The organism is Bradyrhizobium sp. CCBAU 11434 (assembly GCF_028128895.1).
Lineage (GTDB): Bacteria > Pseudomonadota > Alphaproteobacteria > Rhizobiales > Xanthobacteraceae > Bradyrhizobium > Bradyrhizobium zhengyangense.
Genome location: NZ_LBJX01000098.1, coordinates 213,008 through 233,355, shown reverse-complemented (window position 1 = coordinate 233,355; position 20,348 = coordinate 213,008). Strand labels below are relative to the sequence as shown.

The 20,348-nt window shown below is 65.3% G+C and carries 16 protein-coding genes; all 16 read left to right on the top strand.

The features are described 5' to 3' along the window. Nucleotides 1–351 precede the first annotated feature (351 nt). The 16 genes from rsmH to ftsZ all read left to right on the top strand — a co-directional run bounded on the left by rsmH (nucleotide 352) and on the right by ftsZ (nucleotide 20,171). Entirely contained in the window at nucleotides 352–1,341 is a 990-nt protein-coding gene (rsmH, locus tag XI06_RS30405) for a 16S rRNA (cytosine(1402)-N(4))-methyltransferase RsmH (RefSeq protein WP_237865918.1), read from the top strand. Nucleotides 1,342–1,344: 3 nt separating this feature from the next. After that, a complete protein-coding gene (gene ftsL / locus XI06_RS30400) occupies nucleotides 1,345–1,737 on the top strand; it encodes a cell division protein FtsL (protein ID WP_237865919.1) in 393 nt (130 codons plus the stop codon). Beyond that, nucleotides 1,734–3,473, top strand: coding sequence for a peptidoglycan D,D-transpeptidase FtsI family protein (locus XI06_RS30395; protein WP_237865920.1), 1,740 nt, complete (start codon nucleotides 1,734–1,736; stop codon nucleotides 3,471–3,473). Before ftsL ends, XI06_RS30395 begins: the two co-directional genes overlap by 4 nt. An 82-nt stretch (nucleotides 3,474–3,555) precedes the next feature. Beyond that, entirely contained in the window at nucleotides 3,556–5,028 is a 1,473-nt protein-coding gene (locus XI06_RS30390) for a UDP-N-acetylmuramoyl-L-alanyl-D-glutamate--2,6-diaminopimelate ligase (RefSeq protein ID WP_237865921.1), read from the top strand. Then, nucleotides 5,025–6,404, top strand: coding sequence for a UDP-N-acetylmuramoyl-tripeptide--D-alanyl-D-alanine ligase (locus XI06_RS30385; RefSeq protein WP_271607128.1), 1,380 nt, complete (start codon nucleotides 5,025–5,027; stop codon nucleotides 6,402–6,404). The genes XI06_RS30390 and XI06_RS30385 overlap by 4 nt, the downstream gene beginning before the upstream one ends. A gap of 159 nt (nucleotides 6,405–6,563) precedes the next feature. After that, nucleotides 6,564–7,667 carry a phospho-N-acetylmuramoyl-pentapeptide-transferase gene (gene mraY, locus XI06_RS30380; RefSeq protein WP_237865923.1) on the top strand — a complete coding sequence of 368 codons (1,104 nt, stop codon included), beginning with the start codon at nucleotides 6,564–6,566 and terminating at the stop codon, nucleotides 7,665–7,667. A 10-nt stretch (nucleotides 7,668–7,677) separates the two neighbouring features. Continuing rightward, the gene (gene murD, locus XI06_RS30375) at nucleotides 7,678–9,075 is read left to right on the top strand and encodes a UDP-N-acetylmuramoyl-L-alanine--D-glutamate ligase (protein WP_237865924.1); all 1,398 of its coding nucleotides are present in this window, start codon (nucleotides 7,678–7,680) and stop codon (nucleotides 9,073–9,075) included. Nucleotides 9,076–9,077: 2 nt separating this feature from the next. Further along, on the top strand, nucleotides 9,078–9,470 hold the full coding sequence (locus XI06_RS30370) for a hypothetical protein (protein ID WP_237865925.1): 393 nt from the start codon (nucleotides 9,078–9,080) through the stop codon (nucleotides 9,468–9,470). 180 nt (nucleotides 9,471–9,650) lie between these two features. Then, on the top strand, nucleotides 9,651–10,802 hold the full coding sequence (ftsW, locus tag XI06_RS30365; RefSeq protein WP_237865926.1) for a putative lipid II flippase FtsW: 1,152 nt from the start codon (nucleotides 9,651–9,653) through the stop codon (nucleotides 10,800–10,802). Nucleotides 10,803–10,947: 145 nt separating this feature from the next. Next, nucleotides 10,948–12,048, top strand: coding sequence for an undecaprenyldiphospho-muramoylpentapeptide beta-N-acetylglucosaminyltransferase (gene murG, locus XI06_RS30360; RefSeq protein WP_237865927.1), 1,101 nt, complete (start codon nucleotides 10,948–10,950; stop codon nucleotides 12,046–12,048). A 117-nt stretch (nucleotides 12,049–12,165) separates the two neighbouring features. Next, a complete protein-coding gene (gene murC, locus XI06_RS30355) occupies nucleotides 12,166–13,569 on the top strand; it encodes a UDP-N-acetylmuramate--L-alanine ligase (RefSeq protein ID WP_237865928.1) in 1,404 nt (467 codons plus the stop codon). Nucleotides 13,570–13,573: 4 nt separating this feature from the next. Continuing rightward, nucleotides 13,574–14,494, top strand: coding sequence for a UDP-N-acetylmuramate dehydrogenase (gene murB / locus XI06_RS30350; protein ID WP_237871320.1), 921 nt, complete (start codon nucleotides 13,574–13,576; stop codon nucleotides 14,492–14,494). A 128-nt stretch (nucleotides 14,495–14,622) separates the two neighbouring features. Beyond that, nucleotides 14,623–15,609 (top strand): D-alanine--D-alanine ligase family protein, encoded by a 987-nt coding sequence (locus XI06_RS30345; protein ID WP_237865930.1) that lies wholly within the window; start codon nucleotides 14,623–14,625, stop codon nucleotides 15,607–15,609. Between the two features lie 348 nt (nucleotides 15,610–15,957). Next, nucleotides 15,958–16,974, top strand: coding sequence for a cell division protein FtsQ/DivIB (locus tag XI06_RS30340; protein ID WP_237865931.1), 1,017 nt, complete (start codon nucleotides 15,958–15,960; stop codon nucleotides 16,972–16,974). Continuing rightward, complete coding sequence (gene ftsA / locus XI06_RS30335) at nucleotides 16,971–18,293, top strand: cell division protein FtsA (RefSeq protein WP_237865932.1); 1,323 nt, start codon at nucleotides 16,971–16,973, stop codon at nucleotides 18,291–18,293. The genes XI06_RS30340 and ftsA overlap by 4 nt, the downstream gene beginning before the upstream one ends. 87 nt (nucleotides 18,294–18,380) lie before the next feature. Then, a complete protein-coding gene (gene ftsZ, locus XI06_RS30330; protein WP_271607127.1) occupies nucleotides 18,381–20,171 on the top strand; it encodes a cell division protein FtsZ in 1,791 nt (596 codons plus the stop codon). Nucleotides 20,172–20,348: the final 177 nt, after the last annotated feature.

The window sequence follows — 20,348 nt, the reverse complement described above, 5'->3', positions numbered from 1 at the left end:
AGGTCAGTTAACGCGTGCATTTTGGGCCCAGTGTGTGGACGACGCATCACCACCCAAGCACCTTTTCGAGATGTAATGAGCCGATCAACGCTTTCTTAACGCTAAGCGCCGTTACTGAGAGGTGAAGAGCCGACCCGCGTCCGGAGGCGGCCAAAAGCGCTTTTGGCTCGAAATCCCATGGCAGCCCGACATATTCCGCTGGGAACACCGGGTCTGCCGCCCGGGACGACCGGACGCGGTGCGCTTGCTGAACTGGGGCTTTGTCGTGGAACCGCCGCGACGCGGAGTTATTCGAGGCGTGATGGGCTTGCTCGCCCCCGATTTCACCTGTCCGTCCGACGGGTGCGGCGCATGAGTGATGCGCCGCACATTCCCGTGCTTGGCCGTGAGGCGATCGAGCATCTCGCGCCGCGCCAGGGCGGCATCTACGTCGATGCCACCTTCGGGGTTGGCGGCTACAGCCGCGCCATACTCGATGTACCGGGAACCCGCGTCATCGCGATCGATCGTGATCGCACCGCGATCTCCGGCGGCGCCGAGCTGGTCGCGCGCGCTGGCGGCCGGCTGACGCTGGTCGAAGACCGTTTCTCGAACCTCGCCGAGGTCTGCGCCGCGCAAGGCATCGATGCGGTCGACGGCGTCGTGATGGATGTCGGGGTGTCCTCGATGCAGCTCGACCAGGCCGGCCGCGGCTTCTCGTTCCGTCTCGACGGTCCGCTCGACATGCGGATGGGGCAGACCGGGCCGACGGCCGCCGATGTTGTCGCGCGCGCCTCGGAGAGCGATCTCGCCGACATTATCTATCTCTTCGGCGAAGAACGGCATTCGCGCCGCGTCGCCCGCGCCATCGTTGCCGACCGGCAGGAGACGCCGTTCACCACCACGCGCGCGCTCGCCGATCTCGTCGGACGCGTGGTGCGCTCGAAGCCCGGCGATATTCATCCGGCAACACGAACGTTCCAGGCGCTGCGCATCTTCGTCAACGAAGAGCTCGAAGAGCTCCAGACCGCGCTTGCTTCCGCCGAGCATGTGCTCAAGCCTGGTGGCCGTCTCGTTGTGGTCTCGTTCCACTCGCTTGAAGACCGCATCGTCAAGAATTTCCTTAGCTTGCGTGCCAAGACCGGCGGCGGCTCGCGGCATCTGCCCGAGGTGGCGCAAACAGCGCCGAGCTTCCAGCTTCTGACGCGGCGGCCCGTGATCGCCGGCGAAGAAGAAGTTGCGCACAATCCGCGGGCGCGTTCCGCAAAGCTGCGCGCCGCCGAACGCACTTCGGCGCCGGTGCATGCCGACGACGAGCCATCGTCCTGGCCAAAACTCTCCGACGTGATGAGGGGCGGCTAGCAGATGCGCTTCATCCACCTTCTCGTCATCGGCGCGCTGATTTTCGCGGCGGCCTATGTCTACCGGATCAAGATGGATTCCACCGCGCGCACCGAGAAGGTGCTGCGGCTGCATGCGGAGATCCGCGAGCAGCGCGATGCGATCGCGCAGTTGCGCTCCGAATGGGCCAGGCTCGATGCGCCCTTGCGCCTGCAAGGCCTCGTCGAGCGGCATCTGCCGCTCAAGCCCGTCAACGGCACGCAATATGACTCACTGAAGAACCTGCCCGACCGTCCGCCGCGGATGTTCCGGCCGGGCGAGCCTGATCCGATCGGGTCCATGATCAACACCATCGAAGCCGCGAGCGATCCCGACAGCGTGACGGGCTCGGTGCCGCAGCCCGAGGACAAGCAATGAGCGCTGTTCCGGCCAAACCGACCGAACCGTGGCGCCAGCGTCTGATCCGCAGCCTGCTCTACGGGCGCAATGTCGATCGCGCCGCGAAGGCGCGCGCGCGCGTCGGGCTGGCGATGGTCGCCTTTGCCATGGTCTATGCCCTGATCGGCAGTCGGCTCGTGATGTTCGCGATCGGCGCCGACGCCCATAGTGCGCGCCGCGCCGCCTCGCAGGAAGTGGTCGCGACCGCGCGGCCCGACATCGTCGACCGCAACGGCGCGATCCTCGCGACCGACGTCAAGGCCGCCAGCATGTTCGGCGAGCCGCGCCGCATCATCGACAAGGATGAGGCAATCGAGCTGTTGACCGCGACCGTGCCCGACCTCGACGAGACCGAGGTGCGCGAGCGCCTGTCGTCGCGAAAAGGTTTCGTGTGGCTGAAGCGCGAGATTACGGCGAAGCAGCAGCAGGACATCCACAAGCTCGGCATTCCCGGCATCGGCTTCCTGCGCGAGAACAAGCGGGTCTATCCGACCGGCAACGAAGTCGCCCACCTCATCGGTCTCGTCAATATCGACAACCAGGGCATCGCCGGCATGGAGAAGTGGCTCGACAACCAGGGCCTCGCCGATCTCCACCGCGCCGGTTTTGCGACCGACCGCCTGCAAAAGCCGGTCGAGCTATCGGTCGATCTGCGCGTCGAGCACGCGTTGCGCGACGAGCTGCTGAAGGCCAAGGAAAAGTTCCACACCAAGGCGGCCTCCGGTCTCGTCACCAATGTCAACACCGGCGAAATCATAGCCATGGTGTCGGTCCCGGATTTCGATCCGAACAATCCCAAGGAAGCCCACGATCCCGATCGCATCAATCGGCTGACCACCGGCGTCTACGAGATGGGCTCGACGTTCAAGGCCTTCACGCTCGCAATGGCGCTCGATACCGGCAAGTACGGCCTCGATTCGATGTGGGATGCGCGCGGGCCGCTGCACTACGGCAAGTTCGCGATCCATGACGACGAGCCGAAGGGGCGCTTCCTGAACATGAAGGAAGTGTTCACTTTCTCCTCCAACGTCGGCGCAGCGCGCATCGCACTGTCGCAGGGCGTAGAAGCCCACAAGGCCTTCCTGCGCAAGATGGGCCAGCTCGAGCGGCTGCGGACCGAATTGCCGGAAAGCGCCTCGCCGATCGTGCCGAAACGCTGGGGCGATCTGAACACCATCACTATCGCCTTCGGCCACGGCATGGCCGTGGCGCCGTTGCAGGCCGTGATGGGCGTCAGCGCGCTGGCCAATGGCGGCCTGTTGATTCCGCCGACCTTCCTCAAGCGCACCGAAGAGGAAGCGCGGGCGATCGCAAAGCGCGTGATCAAGCCCGAGACGTCTGACAAGATGCGGTTCCTGATGCGGCTGAACGCTGAAATCGGCACCGCCAAGAAGGCCAACGTTCCCGGTTACTATATCGGCGGCAAGACCGGTACCGCGGAAAAGGTGGTCAACGGCCGCTACGCCAAGAAGAAGGTGCTGACCGCGTTCACCGCGATCCTGCCGGCCGACAAGCCGAAGTACCAGCTGCTGATCATGCTCGACGAGCCGCAGCCGCTGAAGGAGACCTACGGCTTCATCACCTCGGGCTGGAACGCCGTTCCGACGGCCGGCAACGTCATCACCCGTATCGGGCCGCTGCTCGGCATCGAGCCCCGCTACGACCTGCCGCCCGCGGACCGCCTTATTCTTGCAGCATCCAGGACAACCCAGTAATCAATCGGGTAGGCCGCAGCCGCTGCTGAGTCGGGGATTTTCCCTCAGGATTCGGCTTTTCCGGCGCGGCAACTGGAAGACCATGAAGCTGCGCGACCTCATAGGTCAGGATATTTTGGGCAATGATGCCGCAATCGAGCCCGCCGTTGCGGCGCTCGATGTGACAGGCGTTGCGCTCGACAGCCGGGTGGTCAAGCCAGGCGATCTCTTCTTCGCACTTGCGGGCAGCAAGACCGACGGGGCGCGCTTCATCGACGCGGCCGTTGCGGCCGGTGCTGTGGCCGTGGTTGGGGATCACGCACCCGACGGATGCAAGGTGCCGTTCATCACGGTCGCCAATCCGCGCCGCGCGCTCGCGCTGGCGGCGGCCAGATTTTTCCCGGCACAGCCTGCGACGATCGCGGCGGTGACCGGCACCAGCGGCAAGACCTCGGTGGCCGCGTTCACGCGTCAGATCTGGGAGCGGCTCGGGCATGCTTCGGCCAGCATCGGCACCATCGGCCTCGTCTCGCCCAAGCGCACCGTCTATGGTTCGTTGACCACGCCGGATCCGATCGCGCTGCATCGGCAACTTGATGAGATCGCGCGCGAAGGCGTGACGCATCTTGCGTTCGAGGCGTCCTCGCATGGCCTCGACCAATATCGGCTCGACGGCGTGCGCGTCTGCGCCGGCGGCTTCACCAATCTCACGCGCGACCACATGGATTATCATCCGACTGTTGCGCACTACCTCGCGGCAAAGCTCAGGCTGTTTCGTGAGCTCATTCCATCAGGTGGCGCTGCGGTGATCTCAGCCGATCATGATTGCTCGGCGGAGGCGATCGATGCGGCGAAGACGCGCGGTCTGCGCGTGATGGCGGTAGGACGCTACGGCGATGGGGCCGGCGAGGGCATCCGTCTCGTCGAGGCCACGGTCGAAGGCTTTTCGCAGAAGCTAGCCCTCGAACATCGCGGCAAGCATCACGCGGTGCGGCTGCCGCTGGTCGGCGAATTCCAGATCGAGAACGCGCTGGTCTCGGCCGGCCTTGCGATCGGCACCGGCAGCGATGCTACCAACGTGTTTGCGAGCCTCGAACATCTCGAAGGTGCCAAGGGCCGGCTCGAACGCGTCGGCGAGCGCAATGGCGCCCCTGTTTTCGTCGACTATGCGCACAAGCCCGATGCACTGGCGAAGGCGTTGCAGGCGCTGCGGCCTTACGCCAAACGAAGACTGATCGTCGTGTTCGGCGCGGGCGGCGATCGCGACGCCGGCAAGCGCCCGATCATGGGGCAGGTTGCTGCGGAGAACGCCGATCTCGTCATCATCACCGACGACAATCCGCGTAGCGAGAAGCCGGAAGCCATTCGCGCCGCGATCCTCGCCGCCGCCAGGGGCGCGCGAGAGATCGGCGACCGCGCGGCCGCGATCCGCGCTGCGATCGAGGAGCTCGAAGATGGCGATGCGCTGCTCGTCGCCGGCAAGGGCCACGAGATCGGGCAGATCGTAGGCCACGAGGTCCTGCCGTTCAGTGATCACGAGGCGGTCGCCGCCGCATTAGCAACGAGGGTCGCATGAGCGGGCCATTATGGACGGTTGCCGAGGTGGCGCGTGCACTGGGCGTGTCTGGATCATTCCCTGATACCCCGATCGACTTCGTCACCCAGGACAGCCGCCTGGTGAAGCCCGGCGGCCTGTTCCTGGCGCTATCAGGCACGCCGAGCGGCGGCTTCATCTCGGCCTTCGCCAGTGCGCGCGACGGCTGGGAGTTCGCGGACAAGGCGGAAGCGTCAGGCGCAGTCGCCATGATCGTGCCGCACGAGATCGCGGGCATCCGCATTCCCCAGATCATCGTCAAGGATACGCTGATCGACGGCCTCTGGGGCCTCGCGCGCGCCGCGCGCGCGCGTTTTAAAGGCCCGGTCATCGGCCTCACCGGCAGCGCCGGCAAGACCAGCACCAAGGAATTTCTCGCTGCCTATCCCAATGCCTATGCGAGCCCCTCGAGCTTCAACAATTTCTGGGGCGTGCCGCTGACGCTGTGCAATGCCCGGCCTGACGCCAGCCTTTGGGTCGTCGAGATGGGCATGAACCAGACGGGCGAGATCGCGCGGCTCAGCGAATTGACGCGGCCGACCGTCGCCCTGGTCGTCAACGTCCAGCCGGTGCATCTCGAAAAGCTCGGCTCGCTGGAGGCGATCCGACGCGAAAAAGTGTCGATCGCGCTCGGCCTGCCCGAGAACGGCGTGCTGGTGCTTCCCGCCGGGCTCAAGGCGTCGGAATGGAAGGGCAAGGTGGTGCGCTTCGGCGAGCATGCCGAGGTGCACGAGGTCAAGCACGCGCCGCATGGCGAGAGCTGGCAGGTCGTGGCCGCGATCGGCAGGAAGGAGATTGCCTTCAGCCTGACGCCGGGCGCGCCGCACCGCGTACAGAATGCGCTGGCCGCGCTCGCCTCTGTTCATGCCGCGCATCTCGATGTCGCGACGCTCGCGATCAAGCTCGATCGTGTCGGCATCATGACCGGCCGCGGCGTCGAGCAGGCGGTCGGCGGCGTCACCGTGATCGACGACAGCTTCAACGGCAATCCGGCGAGCGTGGCCGCCGCGCTGCAGAGCCTTCAGGCGCGTAACATGACCGGCGGTCGCCGCATTGCCGTGCTCGGCGACATGCTGGAGCTGGGCGACGATGCCCCGCACTACCACACCGCGCTGGCCTCGCATCTCGACGGCATTGACGGCATCTATTGCGTCGGGCCGCTGATGCGTCACCTCTTCGACACGCTTCCATCAGGCAAGGGGCTCGGCTGGCACGACGATCCCGCCACGCTGAAGGCCAGCGAGGTCGCTAACTTGCTGAAGGCAGGCGATGTCGTTGTTGTCAAGGGCAGCAAGAAGATGTTCTGGGTCAACAAGTTTGTGCCGGGCCTAGTGGCCGCCTTGCAGGCAAAGGCGTAAACTGCTTGGAAGGCGCAGTTCCCGAATCCCACCCTTTGCGGCGCGCCGCCGTCCGGTTTCTTTGAGGTCGCCGACCCCATGATGAAGACCAGAGAAGGTGCGTGAGAGATTGAGGCCTGCGCGAAGGCCGCGTGCGAAAGGCGCCATAGGACCGACTGAATGTTTTACTGGCTGATCGAGCTCTCCAACACATTTCCGAGCTTCGGTGCGGTACGCACCGTATTGAACGTCTTCCGCTACATCACTTTCCGGACCGGCGGTGCGATCGTCACCGGCGCGCTGTTCGTGTTCCTGTTCGGGCCCTGGATCATCGATCACTTGCGCATCCGTCAGGGCAAGGGCCAGCCGATCCGCACCGATGGTCCGCAATCGCATCTGGCCAAGAAGGGCACGCCCACGATGGGCGGGCTGATGATCCTGTCCGGGCTGACGGTCGCCACTGTGCTCTGGTGCAATCCGCTCAATCCTTACGTCTGGATCGTGCTTGCGGTGACGCTCGGCTTCGGCTTCGTCGGCTTCTACGACGATTACCTCAAGGTGACCAAGCAGACCACGAGCGGATTCGGCGGCAAGCTGCGCCTCTTGATCGAGGCCATCATCGCGCTGGTCGCCTGCTACGCGCTGGTGCGGTTGAACCGCGATCCCGCGTCGACCGCGCTGACGATCCCCTTCCTCAAGGACACCGTGCTGCATTTCGGCTGGTTCTTCGTCGTGTTCGGCGCCTTCGTCATCGTCGGGGCCGGCAATGCGGTGAATCTCACCGACGGCCTCGATGGCCTTGCCATCGTGCCCGTGATGATCGCGACCGCGAGCTTTGCGATGATCGCCTATCTCGCCGGCAACGCCGTCTTCGCCGACTATCTCCAGATCAAATATGTCGCGGGCACCGGCGAGCTCGCGGTGCTCTGCGGCGCGCTTATCGGCGCCGGTCTCGGCTTCCTCTGGTTCAACGCGCCGCCGGCCTCGATCTTCATGGGTGACACCGGCTCGCTCGCGCTCGGCGGCATGCTGGGTTCGATCGCAGTCGCGGTGAAGCACGAGATCGTGCTCGCTGTCATCGGTGGCCTGTTCGTGCTGGAGGCGGTCTCGGTGATCGTGCAAGTGGTGTCGTTCAAGCTGACGGGCAAGCGCATCTTCCGCATGGCGCCGATCCACCACCATTTCGAGCAGCTCGGCTGGACCGAGCCGCAGATCGTGATCCGCTTCTGGATCATCTCGGTGATGCTGGCACTCGCCGGTCTCTCCACGCTGAAGCTGCGGTGATGGTCCCGCAATGATCCCCGTCACATCCTTCGCCGGCAAGACGGTCGCGGTGTTCGGCCTCGGCGGCTCGGGGCTCGCCTCCTGCCGTGCGCTGAAGGCCGGCGGCGCCGAGGTGATCGCTGCCGACGACAATGCCGAGAACGTCGCCAAGGCGGCGCAGGCCGGCTTCATCACCGCGGATCTGCGCAATGTTGCCTGGGACAATTTCGCAGCGTTGGTGCTTGCGCCCGGCGTGCCGCTGACCCATCCGGTGCCGCACTGGAGCGCGCTGAAGGCGCGCGAGGCGGGCGTCGAGGTGATCGGCGACATCGAGCTGTTCTGCCGCGAGCGGCGCCGTCACGCCCCGAACGCGCCGTTCGTTGCCATCACCGGTACCAACGGCAAGTCGACAACGACGGCCTTGATCGCGCATCTGACCAAGGTCGCCGGCTACGACACCCAGATGGGCGGCAATATCGGCACCGCGATCCTGTCGCTGGAGCCGCCGCGCACGGGCCGCGTCCATGTCATCGAGATGTCGTCCTATCAGATCGACCTCACGCCCTTGCTCGATCCCTCCGTCGGCATCCTGCTCAATGTCAGCGAGGATCACATCGATCGTCACGGCACCATCGAGCATTACGCTGAAGTGAAGGAGCGCCTGGTTGCGAACGTGCAGGCAGGCGGCACGTCGATCGTCGGCGTCGATGACGGCTATTGCCGCGACATTGCCGATCGGCTCGACCGCGCCGGCAAGAACGTGGTGCGCATCTCCGTCAAGAATCCGCTCGCTTCAGGCATCCATGTCGAGCACGGAACCATCGTGCGCACCTCCGGCGGCGCCCGCAACGAGATCGCCAAGCTTGGCGGCATCGGCTCGCTGCGCGGCCTGCACAACGCGCAGAACGCCGCCTGCGCCGCCGCAGCCGCGCTCGCGATGGGCATCAGCCTCGACGTGCTTCAGAACGGCCTGCGCAGCTTTCCGGGCCTGGCGCACCGGATGGAGCAGGTCGGCCGCCGCGGCAATGTGCTGTTCGTCAACGATTCCAAGGGCACCAACGCCGACGCCACAGCGCATGCGCTGTCGTCCTTCGCGGACATCTTCTGGATCGCCGGCGGCAAGCCCAAGGCGGGCGGCATCACCAGCTTGACCGGTTTCTTCCCGCGCATCCGCAAGGCCTATCTGATCGGCGAGGCCGCGCCGGAGTTTTCCGGCACACTCGGTACGGTCGCGCACGAGATCAGCCAGACGCTGGACGTTGCTGTCGAGCACGCCGCGCGCGACGCGGAAGCATCGGGTCTTGCCGACGCGGTCGTGCTGCTGTCGCCGGCCTGCGCCTCATTCGACCAGTACCGCAACTTCGAGATCCGCGGCACAAAGTTCCGCGAGCTGGTGCAGGCGCTGCCGGGCGTGAAGCCGGCGGTGTGAGCATGTCGCGGCGACGCCGGATCGCAATTGTCGTCGCTGCTCTTGCTATTCCGATGGGTTTTTTGGGTGTCGTCCTCGTTGACAGCCTCATGCACCAATTCGGCGCGTGCCGCGTCGTTCGTCAAAGTGCATTTGCCTCCCCGGGCGGTGGTCAGTTGGTTGTCGTGGTCTGGAAGACCTGCGGAGCAACCGACAGTACGCAAGCCAGCCTCGTGGCGCGCGGCCGGACCTTCTCGCCCGAGGACACACCGACCTTTGTCAGCGTGGCCGGGCATCTCGATGTCGTGGTCGCCTGGAGCAGCGAGCGGTCGGTCAGGATCGGTTTCATTCCAGAGCCAGGCGAGGTCTACAAGCGCGATCAGCGCGCGGGTGACGTCGCGATCAATTATGAGTAAGGCCTCTCGTGTCCCGGACGCGGTGCAGCGCGCGGCTCTGCAGCGCACCGCGCCGCGAAGAGGCGCCGCGCTGCGCGGCGTCCGGGGCACGAGACTCTTCAAAACTTGAACGGTCTATTAACCTCCCGGTAACCAACCTCGGCGACCAATGGACGGACCTCTGTCCGAAAGCGGCCGCCCATGCTCTCCCGTGAAGAACGCACCCCCTTTTCCGAGTGGTGGTGGACCGTCGACAAGCCGCTGTTCGGCGCGATCCTGTTGCTGATGCTGACAGGCGTCATCCTGTCACTGGCGGCGAGCCCATCGGTCGCGACCCGTATCGGCCTCGATCCCTTCCATTTCTTCAGCCGTCACGTGATGTTCCTGGCGCCGTCCTTCATGGTGCTGCTCGGCGTTTCCTTTCTGTCGCCGCGCACGATCCGCCGTTCGGCGCTGATCATCTTCACGCTGAGCATCATCCTGATCGTGGTGACGCTCGCGGTCGGCCCCGAAGTGAAGGGCTCGCGGCGCTGGATCACGCTGCTCGGCATCAATATCCAGGCCTCCGAAATCGCAAAGCCCTCCTTCGTCGTCATCGCGGCCTGGCTGTTCGCGGAATCGACCAAGCGGCCGGAGATGCCGGCGACCTCAATGGCACTTGTACTGCTGCTGATGCTCGTCTCCCTGCTGGTGATGGAGCCGGACTTCGGCCAGACCATGCTGATCCTGATGGTGTGGGGCTCGCTGTTCTTCATCGCGGGCATGCGCATGATCTGGGTGTTTGGCCTTGCCGGCCTCGGCGCGGCCGGCCTGTTCAGCGCCTATCTGTTCGTCCCGCACGTCGCCGGCCGCATCAAGCGCTTCATGAATCCGGCTTCAGGTGACACCTTCCAGGTCGATACCGCGATGGAGGCTTTCTACAACGGCGGCTGGTTCGGCTTGGGACCGGGCGAGGGAATTGCAAAACGCAGCCTGCCTGACAGTCACACCGACTTCGTGTTCGCGGTTGCCGCCGAAGAGTTCGGCATTATCCTGTGCCTCGCCATGCTGGCGCTGTTTGCCTTCGTCGTGATCCGCACGCTGTCGCGCGCCTATGCCAATGAGGACATGTTCTCGCGCTTTGCGGCCTCTGGGCTAGCGATCCTGTTCGGCGTGCAGGCGGCGATCAACATGTCGGTCAACCTCCAGCTCATTCCCGCCAAGGGCATGACGCTGCCGTTCATCTCCTACGGCGGTTCCTCAATCGTGTCGCTCTCCTATGGCGTCGGCATGATGCTGGCCCTGACGCGCCTGCGCCCGCGCACCGAGGTCGAGGCCAGCGGCCACGCCGAGGCGATGCGCAGCTACGCGTAAGCCGTTATTGCGAGGAGCTCGTGACAAAATTGCAGAGCAATTTTGCACTGAAGCGACGAAGCAATCCAGACTATCCCCGTGAAGCGATTCTGGATTGCTTCGCTTCGCTCGCAATGACGGGAAAGACCTTGTAAAAGGCATCGTCATGGACACCTCCCCCTTGATTCTTCTCGCCGCGGGCGGCACCGGCGGCCATCTGTTTCCGGCCGAGGCGCTCGGCGTCCAATTGATCCGGCGCGGCTTTCGCGTGCGTCTCGTCACCGACGAGCGCGCGCTGCGCTATAGCGGGTTGTTCAGCAAGGACATGATCGACGTTGTCGCGAGCGAGACCGCGCGCGGCCGCAATCCATTGCAACTCGTCTATGCCGGCCTCACGCTCGCGACCGGCACGCTCTCTGCCTACCGGCTGATCAAGCGGCTGAAGCCCGCTGCTGTCGTCGGCTTCGGCGGTTACCCGACCTTGCCGCCATTGGTTGCGGCAAAGTTCGCGGGCGTGCCTGGGATCATCCACGAGGCCAATGCCGTGCTTGGCCGCGCCAACCGTTTCCTGTCGAGCCGCGTCCAGGCCATCGCAACGTCGTTGCCGGGCGTGCTCGACCGCGATCCTGCGCTCGCGGGCAAGACCACGACGGTCGGCACGCCGATGCGTCCCGCGGTCCTTGCGGCCGCCGCCGTGCCCTATGCCGCACCGGAAGTGAACGGACCGCTGCGTCTGCTCGTTGTCGGCGGCAGCCAGGGCGCACGCATCATGGCCGACATTGTGCCCGATGCGATCGAGCGGCTCGAGCCCGCGCTGTGGGGGCGGCTCGTCCTCACCCAGCAGGTCCGCGACGAGGACATGACGCGCGTGCGCGCGGTCTACGACAAGCTCAAGATCAAGGTGGAGCTCGCGCCTTTCTTCACCGATCTGCCGGCGCGTCTCGCCTCCAACCATTTGATCGTGTCGCGTTCCGGCGCGGGCACTGTGGCCGAATTGGCCGCGATCGGGCGGCCCTCGATCCTGGTGCCGTTGCCGGGCTCGATCGACCAGGACCAGTTCGCCAATGCGGGCGTGCTGGCCAAGGTCGACGGCGCGGTTCGTATTCCGCAGACCGAATTTACCTCCGATCGGCTCGCCTCGGAGATCTCCGCCTTTGCCGCCGAGCCGGCGCGCCTTGCCGCCATGGCTGCCGCGGCGAAAGCGGCAGGCCGGCTCGACGCCGCCGAGCGGCTGGCCGATCTCGTGGTCAAAGTCGCGGGAATCTGACGCGAAAAAGCCCTTGTCTTCGTCTTCCAAAGCGGGGCATCCAGTAAGGACGGCGCGGCTGATTTGGCCGTGATCCAGACGCCGCCTGCGCAAGGCGGCGAGGTCAGGGAACAGAGCATGAGACTGCCGCGCGAGATCGGACCCATCCACTTCGTCGGGATCGGCGGGATCGGCATGAGCGGCATCGCCGAGGTGCTGGTCAATCTCGGCTATGCCGTGCAGGGCTCGGACGCCTCCGACAATTACAATCTCGACCGCCTGCGCAAGAAGGGCGCAAAGGTCTCGGTCGGCCATAAGGCCGAGAATGTCGATGGCGCCGAGGTCGTGGTCGTCTCCACCGCGATCAAGCGCGACAATCCGGAACTGATGGCGGCGCGCGAGCGTCGCATTCCCGTGGTGCGCCGCGCCGAGATGCTGGCCGAGCTGATGCGGCTGAAGAGCTGCGTCGCAATTGCCGGCACGCATGGCAAAACCACGACGACCACCATGGTCGCAACGCTGCTCGATGCCGGAGGGCTCGATCCGACCGTCATCAACGGCGGCATCATCAACGCCTACGGCTCCAACGCGCGTCTGGGGGCCGGCGACTGGATGGTGGTGGAAGCCGACGAGAGCGACGGCACGTTCTTGAAGCTGCCGACGGATGTCGCGATCGTCACCAATGTCGACCCCGAGCATCTCGATCACTTCAAGACGTTCGATGCCGTGCAGGATGCGTTCCGCCATTTCGTCGAGAACCTGCCGTTCTACGGCTTTGCCGTGATGTGCATCGATCATCCCGTGGTGCAGACCATCGTCGGCAAGATCGAGGATCGGCGTATCATCACGTATGGCGAGAATCCGCAGGCCGACGTGCGGCTGCTCGATCTCGCCCCGATGGGTGGCGGCTCGAAATTCAAGGTCGCATTCCGCGATCGCAAGACCGGCGCCGTGCCCGAGATCGCCGATCTCATGCTGCCGATGCCGGGTCGCCACAATGCCTCCAACGCGACGGCCGCAATCGCGGTTGCGCGCGAGCTCGGCGTGTCGGACGATGCGATCCGTAAAGCCATCGCCGGCTTCGGCGGCGTCAAGCGCCGCTTCACCAAAACAGGCGAGTGGAACGGCGTCACGGTGATCGACGATTACGGCCATCACCCCGTCGAGATCGCGGCGGTGCTGAAGGCGGCGCGGGAATCCACCAACGGCAAGATCATCGCCGTGGTGCAGCCGCATCGCTACACCCGCCTGCAATCGCTGTTCGAGGAATTCTGCACCTGCTTCAACGATGCCGATGCGGTTGTTGTCGCCGACGTCTATGCCGCGGGCGAGACGCCGATCGACGGCATCGACCGCGAGCATTTCGTCGCGGGCCTGCGCGCGCATGGCCATCGCGAGGTGATCCCGCTGCCGGCAGCGACGGAGCTTCCGGGCATCGTCAAAGGGCTCGCCAAGTCGGGCGATCTGGTCGTGTGTCTCGGCGCCGGCAACATCACGCAATGGGCCTATGCGCTGCCGGATCAGTTGAAGGCGCTGGGGTAGAGCAGTGAGCTTCCCCGACATCACCCCCTCACTCAAAGCCGCGATGCCAGACTTGCGCGGTCGGTTGCTTGCGAACCAGTCGCTGGCCGAGCTGACCTGGTTTCGCGTCGGCGGGCCGGCGCAGGTGCTGTTCACGCCGGCGGATGAGGACGATCTCGCTTATTTCCTCGCGCATCTCGCCAGCGACGTCCCGGTCTATGTCGTCGGCGTCGGCTCCAACCTGATCGTGCGCGACGGCGGCATTGCGGGCGTGGTGATCCGGCTGGCGCCGCGCGCTTTCGGTGAGGCGACGGCGAGTGGGGATGTCGTCACCGCAGGGGCGGCCGCGCTCGACAAGCGCGTCGCGGAGGTCGCGGCTGGCGCCAATATCGGTGGGCTCGAATTCTACTTCGGCATTCCCGGTACCATCGGCGGCGCACTGCGGATGAATGCGGGCGCCAATGGCGGCGAGACCAAGGACGTGCTGGTCGAGGCGCGCGGGGTCGGGCGCGACGGCACCAAGCACGTCTTCTCCAACGCCGATATGAAGTTCGTCTACCGCAGCAGCGGTGTCGATCCCTCGATCATCTTTACGTCCGCACGCTTTCGCGGCGAGATCAGGGATGCGGAGGCGATCCGCGCGCGGATGGCGGAGGTGCAGACCCACCGCGAGACCGCGCAGCCGATCCGCGAAAAGACCGGCGGATCGACGTTCAAGAATCCGCCGGGCCATTCCGCCTGGAAACTTGTCGATGCTGCCGGCTGCCGTGGTTTGCGGGTCGGTGGTGCCCAGGTGTCCGAGATGCACTGCAACTTCCTGATCAACACGGGCGAGGCCACCGCGCACGACATCGAGACGCTCGGCGAGACCGTGCGCGAACGCGTGAAGGCAAATTCCGGAATCGAGCTGCACTGGGAAATCAAGCGGATCGGGGTTTCCGCGTGAGCGTCATTCCGGGGGCACGAAGCGCAACCCGGAATCCCGAGATTCTCAGGTGCGCAAGTGCGAACCATAGTTCGATGCTGCGCATCGCTCCGGAATGACGAACATAGACAGGTGACGGACCAAAAAACATGCGCATCACCATCCTCTTCGGCGGCTCCAATCGCGAACGTCTGGTTTCGGTCGCTTCAGCCCAGGCGCTGCACCAGGCTCTGCCCGAGGCAGATCTCTGGTTCTGGGACGTCGAGGACAAGGTGCATGTCGTGCAATCGAAGCAACTGCTCGAACATGTCAGGCCGTTCGAAGACGAGTTCAAGCCAGGAACGCGTGGCATTCCGCTGGCGCAAGCGCTCGACCAGGCCAAGGCGGAAGATCGCGTGCTGGTGCTGAGCCTGCATGGCGGCTGCGCCGAGAACGGCGAATTGCAGCTGATGTGCGAGACGCGCGGCGTGCCGTTCACCGGCTCCGGCTCGGCCTCCTCCCATCTTGCCTTCGACAAGATCGCGGCCAAGCGCTTTGCCGCGCTCGGCGGCGTGACGCCGCCTGTGGGCATTGCGCTCGAGGATATCGATGATGCTTTCGCCGACCATGGAAGGCTGATCGCAAAGCCGGCGCGCGACGGCTCGAGCTACGGCCTGATCTTCGTCAACGCGAAGCAGGATCTCATCGCCGTTCGCAACGCCGCCAAGCACGAAGAGTATGTGATCGAGCCCTACATCGCGGGCATCGAGGCGACCTGCGGCGTGCTGGAGCGGCTGGATGGATCGATCGTCTCGCTGCCGCCGATCGAGATCATTCCGGGCGAGGGCAATTTCGACTACGCCGCCAAATATCTGCTGTCGACGACCCAGGAGATCTGCCCCGGCCGCTTCACGCCCGAAATCACCGCCGCGCTCAAGACCCAGGCGATGCTGGCGCACCGGGCGATGTCCTGCACCGGCTATTCCCGCTCCGACTTCATCGTCTCGGAGAAGGGGCTGGTCTATCTCGAAACCAACACGCTGCCCGGGCTGACCAAGTCCTCGCTCTACCCCAAGGCGCTGAAAGCCGAGGGCATCGCCTTCGTCGACTTCCTCCGCGGCCTGATCGAGCTCGCCGAGCGGCGGGTGCGGAAATAGTTAGGATTGGTTAACGGCCGAACCGGCAAAAACGCCCGGTTTGGTGGCCAAAACCGGTAAAATGCCGGGGATCGTGGCATAAACGCCTCACAAGGTTGGGCAAAAAGCACGCCGCGTTAACGAACTTTACCTTTTGTTTACCAGGACGTCCGAAGGTTAACGCTGGCGGCGCATATGGCGTTTGGGCTGCCGGCGCGTGAACCGTTTCGGATTGTTCCCGATCGGCGAACGCTTTGAAGGGGAGCGGTTTCTTCTGCTGAAGACCATCACCCGGCCCGGCACGTCCGAGACGTCATGTTCGCCAGGACCCACGCGATGTCGTGGGCAAACTGTTGACGAGCTCGTGCAATGGATGGAGCAGGAAGCCTCACCCGATCGTTTATGAGATCGCTGAGGCCCCAAGCTGACCTGAAGGCGGCCGCTATCGGAGCGGTCGTGCTTCTGCGCGAGTGGGTGCAGGAGAAGCGTGCTGAGAAGCGCGCCGCCAGCAAGCAGAAAATCAAGGCCAAGGCTGTCGTCGAGCGCGAGCCGCCGCCGCGCCTGGTGGCGCTGGTCGAGCGCTATCTGCCGCGCCGGGTCGGGATCACGATGACGGTGCTGCTGCTGATCGGCAGTTGCGGCCTCGGCATCGTCAAGGGCGGCCATCTCCAGGATTTCATCACCGCGGTCAGCGACGCGCGCAACGCGATGGCCAATTCGGCCGGCTTCCGCATCACCTCGGTCGTGATCAACGGCCGCAAGCAGCTCAGTCAGGACGAGATCCTCGCGATCGGTGGGGTCAGCGGCCGCTCCTCGCTGTTGTTCCTCGATGCCGACGACGTCCGCGACAAGCTCAAGGCCAATCCCTGGATTGCGGACGCGACCGTGCTGAAGCTCTACCCGGGCCAGCTCATGATCGAGATCACCGAGCGCAAGGCCTTCGCGCTGTGGCAGGAGGCCGGCCGGCTCTCCGTCATCGCCGACGACGGCGCGCTGCTCGAGCCCTATGTCTCGCGCCGGTTCCTGTCCCTGCCGCTCGTGGTCGGCAAGGGCGCCGACACCCAGGCCCGCGACTTCCTGGCGCTGCTGGCGCGCTATCCGCAGGTGAATTCAGTGACTAAGGCCGCGATCTATGTCGGTGAGCGGCGCTGGAACCTGAGGTTGAAGGACGGCCTCGACGTCCGCCTGCCGGAGCAGGACGTCGGCAACGCACTCGCCGCGCTTTCCAAGCTCGACAAGGATGAGAGGCTGTTCTCGAAGGACATCGTCGCGATCGACATGCGCCTGCCCGACCGTCTGGTGGTGCAGCTGTCCGATGACGCCGCCAAGGCGCGCGAGGATCTGTTCAAGGACAAGAAGAAAAAGAAGGCCGGGGACGCCGCATGACCGGTCTTGATCGCACCCAGACGCCGAAGACGCGCCCGATCTCGCACAAGCGCGGCGGCCTTGTTGCCTGCCTCGACATCGGCACCAGCAAGATCGCCTGCATGATCGCGCGGCTGAAGCCGTCGGCGCCGAGCGAAGCCCTGCAAGGCCGCACCCATGCGGTGGAACTGATCGGTTACAGCCAGATCCAGTCGCGCGGCATGAAGGCCGGCGCGGTGGTCGATCTCGCCGAATGCGAGCAGGCGGTGCGCCAAGCCGTAGGGCTTGCCGAGAAAATGGCGAAAGTACGCGTCGAGTCCGTGCTGCTGTCCGTTTCCGGCGGCAGGCTCTCCGGCCAGCTGGTCGAAGCTGCCGCCGATATCCGCGGCGGCGCGGTCACGCCGGCCGATGTCAGCCGCGTGACCTCCACCGGCATGCGCCACGCCACCGGCGAGGGCCGCACCGTGCTGCATGCGCTGCCGGTCGGTTACACGCTCGACGGCGTCAAGGGCATCCGCGATCCCCGCGGCATGGTCGCGCATCAGTTCGGCGTCGACATGAATGTCGTCACCTGCGACGCCACCGTGGCGCGGAATCTGATGCTGGCGGTGGAACGCTGCCACATCAATGTCGAAGCCATGGCAGCGAGCCCATATGTGGCCGGCCTGTCGGTGCTGACCGACGACGAGGCCGATCTCGGCGCCGCCGTGATCGAGATGGGCGCGGGCACCACCACGATCGCGGTCTATTCCGGCGGCCGCTTCGTGCACGCGGCCGGATTTGCGGTCGGCGGGCAACACATCACGATGGATCTTGCGCGCGGACTCTCGGCGACCATTGCCGATGCCGAGCGAATCAAGACGTTATACGGCACCGTTATCACCGGTGGATCGGACTCGCGTGAGCTGATGTCTGTACCGACAGCCGGTGACGATCAGGATCTGCCGCAGATCGTTTCGCGCGCCACCATCGCCAACATCGTCAAGCATCGTGCCGAGGAAGTCTTCGAAATGGTTCGGGACAAGCTGAAGGATTCGCCCTTCGCGGCAGAGCCCAAAGGCCGTGTCGTGCTCTCGGGCGGCGCCTCGCAGCTCACCGGCCTCGTCGAGCTTGGAACGCAAATTCTCGGCCGGCCCGTGCGGGTCGGACGTCCGCTCGGTTTTGGCCGGCTGCCCAACGAGGCGAAGAACGCCGCGTTCGCGGTGCCGGCCGGACTTCTCGTCTACCCGCAATATGTTCACCTCGAACATGTCGAACCGCGGCATACGCGGCAGCAGGTCAAGACAGGGACCGGCGGTTATTTCGGAAAGGTCGGACGATGGCTACGCGAGGGCTTTTGATGACCCATTTCCGCAAATGTCTGATTTCACCAACTCCCGCGGCCGCAGGCCGGGGCGAACCCACGCGCGCGTGATCGAGAGGCAAACATGACCATCAGCATCAACGTTCCTGATATTCACGAGTTGAAGCCCCGCATCACCGTGTTCGGCGTCGGCGGCGCCGGTGGCAACGCCGTCAACAACATGATCACGGCGGGCCTTCAGGGCGTCGACTTCGTGGTCGCCAACACCGACGCGCAGGCGCTGACGATGTCGAAGGCACAGCGCATCGTGCAGATGGGCACCGCGGTGACGCAAGGGCTCGGCGCGGGTTCGCAGCCGAACGTCGGCGCGGCGGCTGCTGAAGAAGTGATCGACGAGCTGCGCGACCATCTCTCTGGCGCCAACATGGTGTTCGTCACCGCCGGCATGGGCGGCGGCACCGGCACCGGCGCAGCTCCCGTCATCGCCAAGACCGCGCGCGACATGGGCATCCTCACCGTCGGCGTCGTGACCAAGCCGTTCCACTTCGAGGGCGGCCGCCGCATGCGCACCGCGGAAGCCGGCATCAACGAGCTGCACAAGGTCGTCGACACGCTGCTGATCATCCCGAACCAGAACCTGTTCCGGGTCGCCAACGAGAAGACCACCTTCGCCGACGCCTTCGCGATGGCCGACCAGGTGCTCTACTCGGGCGTCGCCTGCATCACCGATCTGATGGTCAAGGAAGGCCTGATCAACCTCGACTTCGCCGACGTCCGCGCCGTCATGCGCGAGATGGGCAAGGCGATGATGGGCACCGGCGAGGCCTCCGGCGACAAGCGCGCGCTGACCGCCGCGGAAGCCGCGATCGCCAATCCGCTGATCGATGATTCGTCGATGAAGGGTGCCAAGGGCCTCCTGATCTCGATCACCGGCGGCAAGGACCTGACCCTGTTCGAGGTCGACGAAGCCGCGACCCGCATCCGCGAGGAAGTCGACCAGGACGCCAACATCATCGTCGGCGCGACCTTCGACGAAGCGCTCGACGGCCTGATCCGCGTCTCGGTCGTTGCCACCGGCATCGAGCAGGCCGCGATCGCCCGCAACAGCCAGGCGACCTCGGCTCCGGTCGCGAACGCCGCGCCGCAGCAGGTGCAGCAGGCTCCCGCGGCTCCGGCCGCTGCCGCCGAGAGCCGTCTCGCCGACCTGACCGCGCGCCTGCGCGCCGACAATCAGCGCCTGGCCGAGCGTGCCCAGAAGATGGAGGCGCAGATCCCGGCCGCCGCACCGGTCGCGGCTGCGCCCGCCGCCCGTCCCAATGTCGAGCGTGCTGCGCTCGCCGCCATCGCAGCGGCCGTTTCCGAAGTCCCGCCCGCGCCGCAGACTTACGGCGACGTCACCGTGCGTCCGATCGCGCAGAAGCCCACGCTGTTTCCGGAGCCTGAGCAGGCCCCGCTTGCCATCCAGGAGCCGATGACGCCGGAAACCTTCATCCCGCCGCAGGCCGAGCGCGCCCCGGCTCGCGCGCCCCGGATGCCGCGCCTCGACGAGCTGCCGATGCCGGCCCAGGCCGAGCTTCGTCAGGCTCGTGGCGAGGTGGAAGAAGAGACTCCCCAGAAGACCCGCCTGTCGCTGCTCCAGCGCCTCGCCAATGTCGGCCTCGGCCGTCGCGACGAGGAAACCGAGGCGCCGATCGCAGCCCGCACCGCTGGCCCCGCCATGCCGGCGCTGCCCGAGCGCAAGCCGCAGCGGTCGGTAGCGCAGCAGATCGCTGCCAACGAGCCGGTCTCGGAGTATGCCCGCCGGCCCGCGCCGCAGGGACTCGACGCCCATGGCCGCCCGGCACCTGTTGCGCCGGCGCCACAGGGAGACGACCATCTTGATATCCCGGCCTTCCTGCGGCGGCAGGCGACCTGAGAATTGTTACAATAAGGCAGACGCAAAAAGGCCCCGGCGGGATGCTCGCCGGGGCCTTTTCCTATTCCCCGTGCATATCCGGATTGCACGTTCAAGCAACTGATTTTAAATCATTAATTACCTGTTGGGTGTTTCAGTAAAGCTGCCAATAACGGCCCCAAACCCAGGTGCAATTTG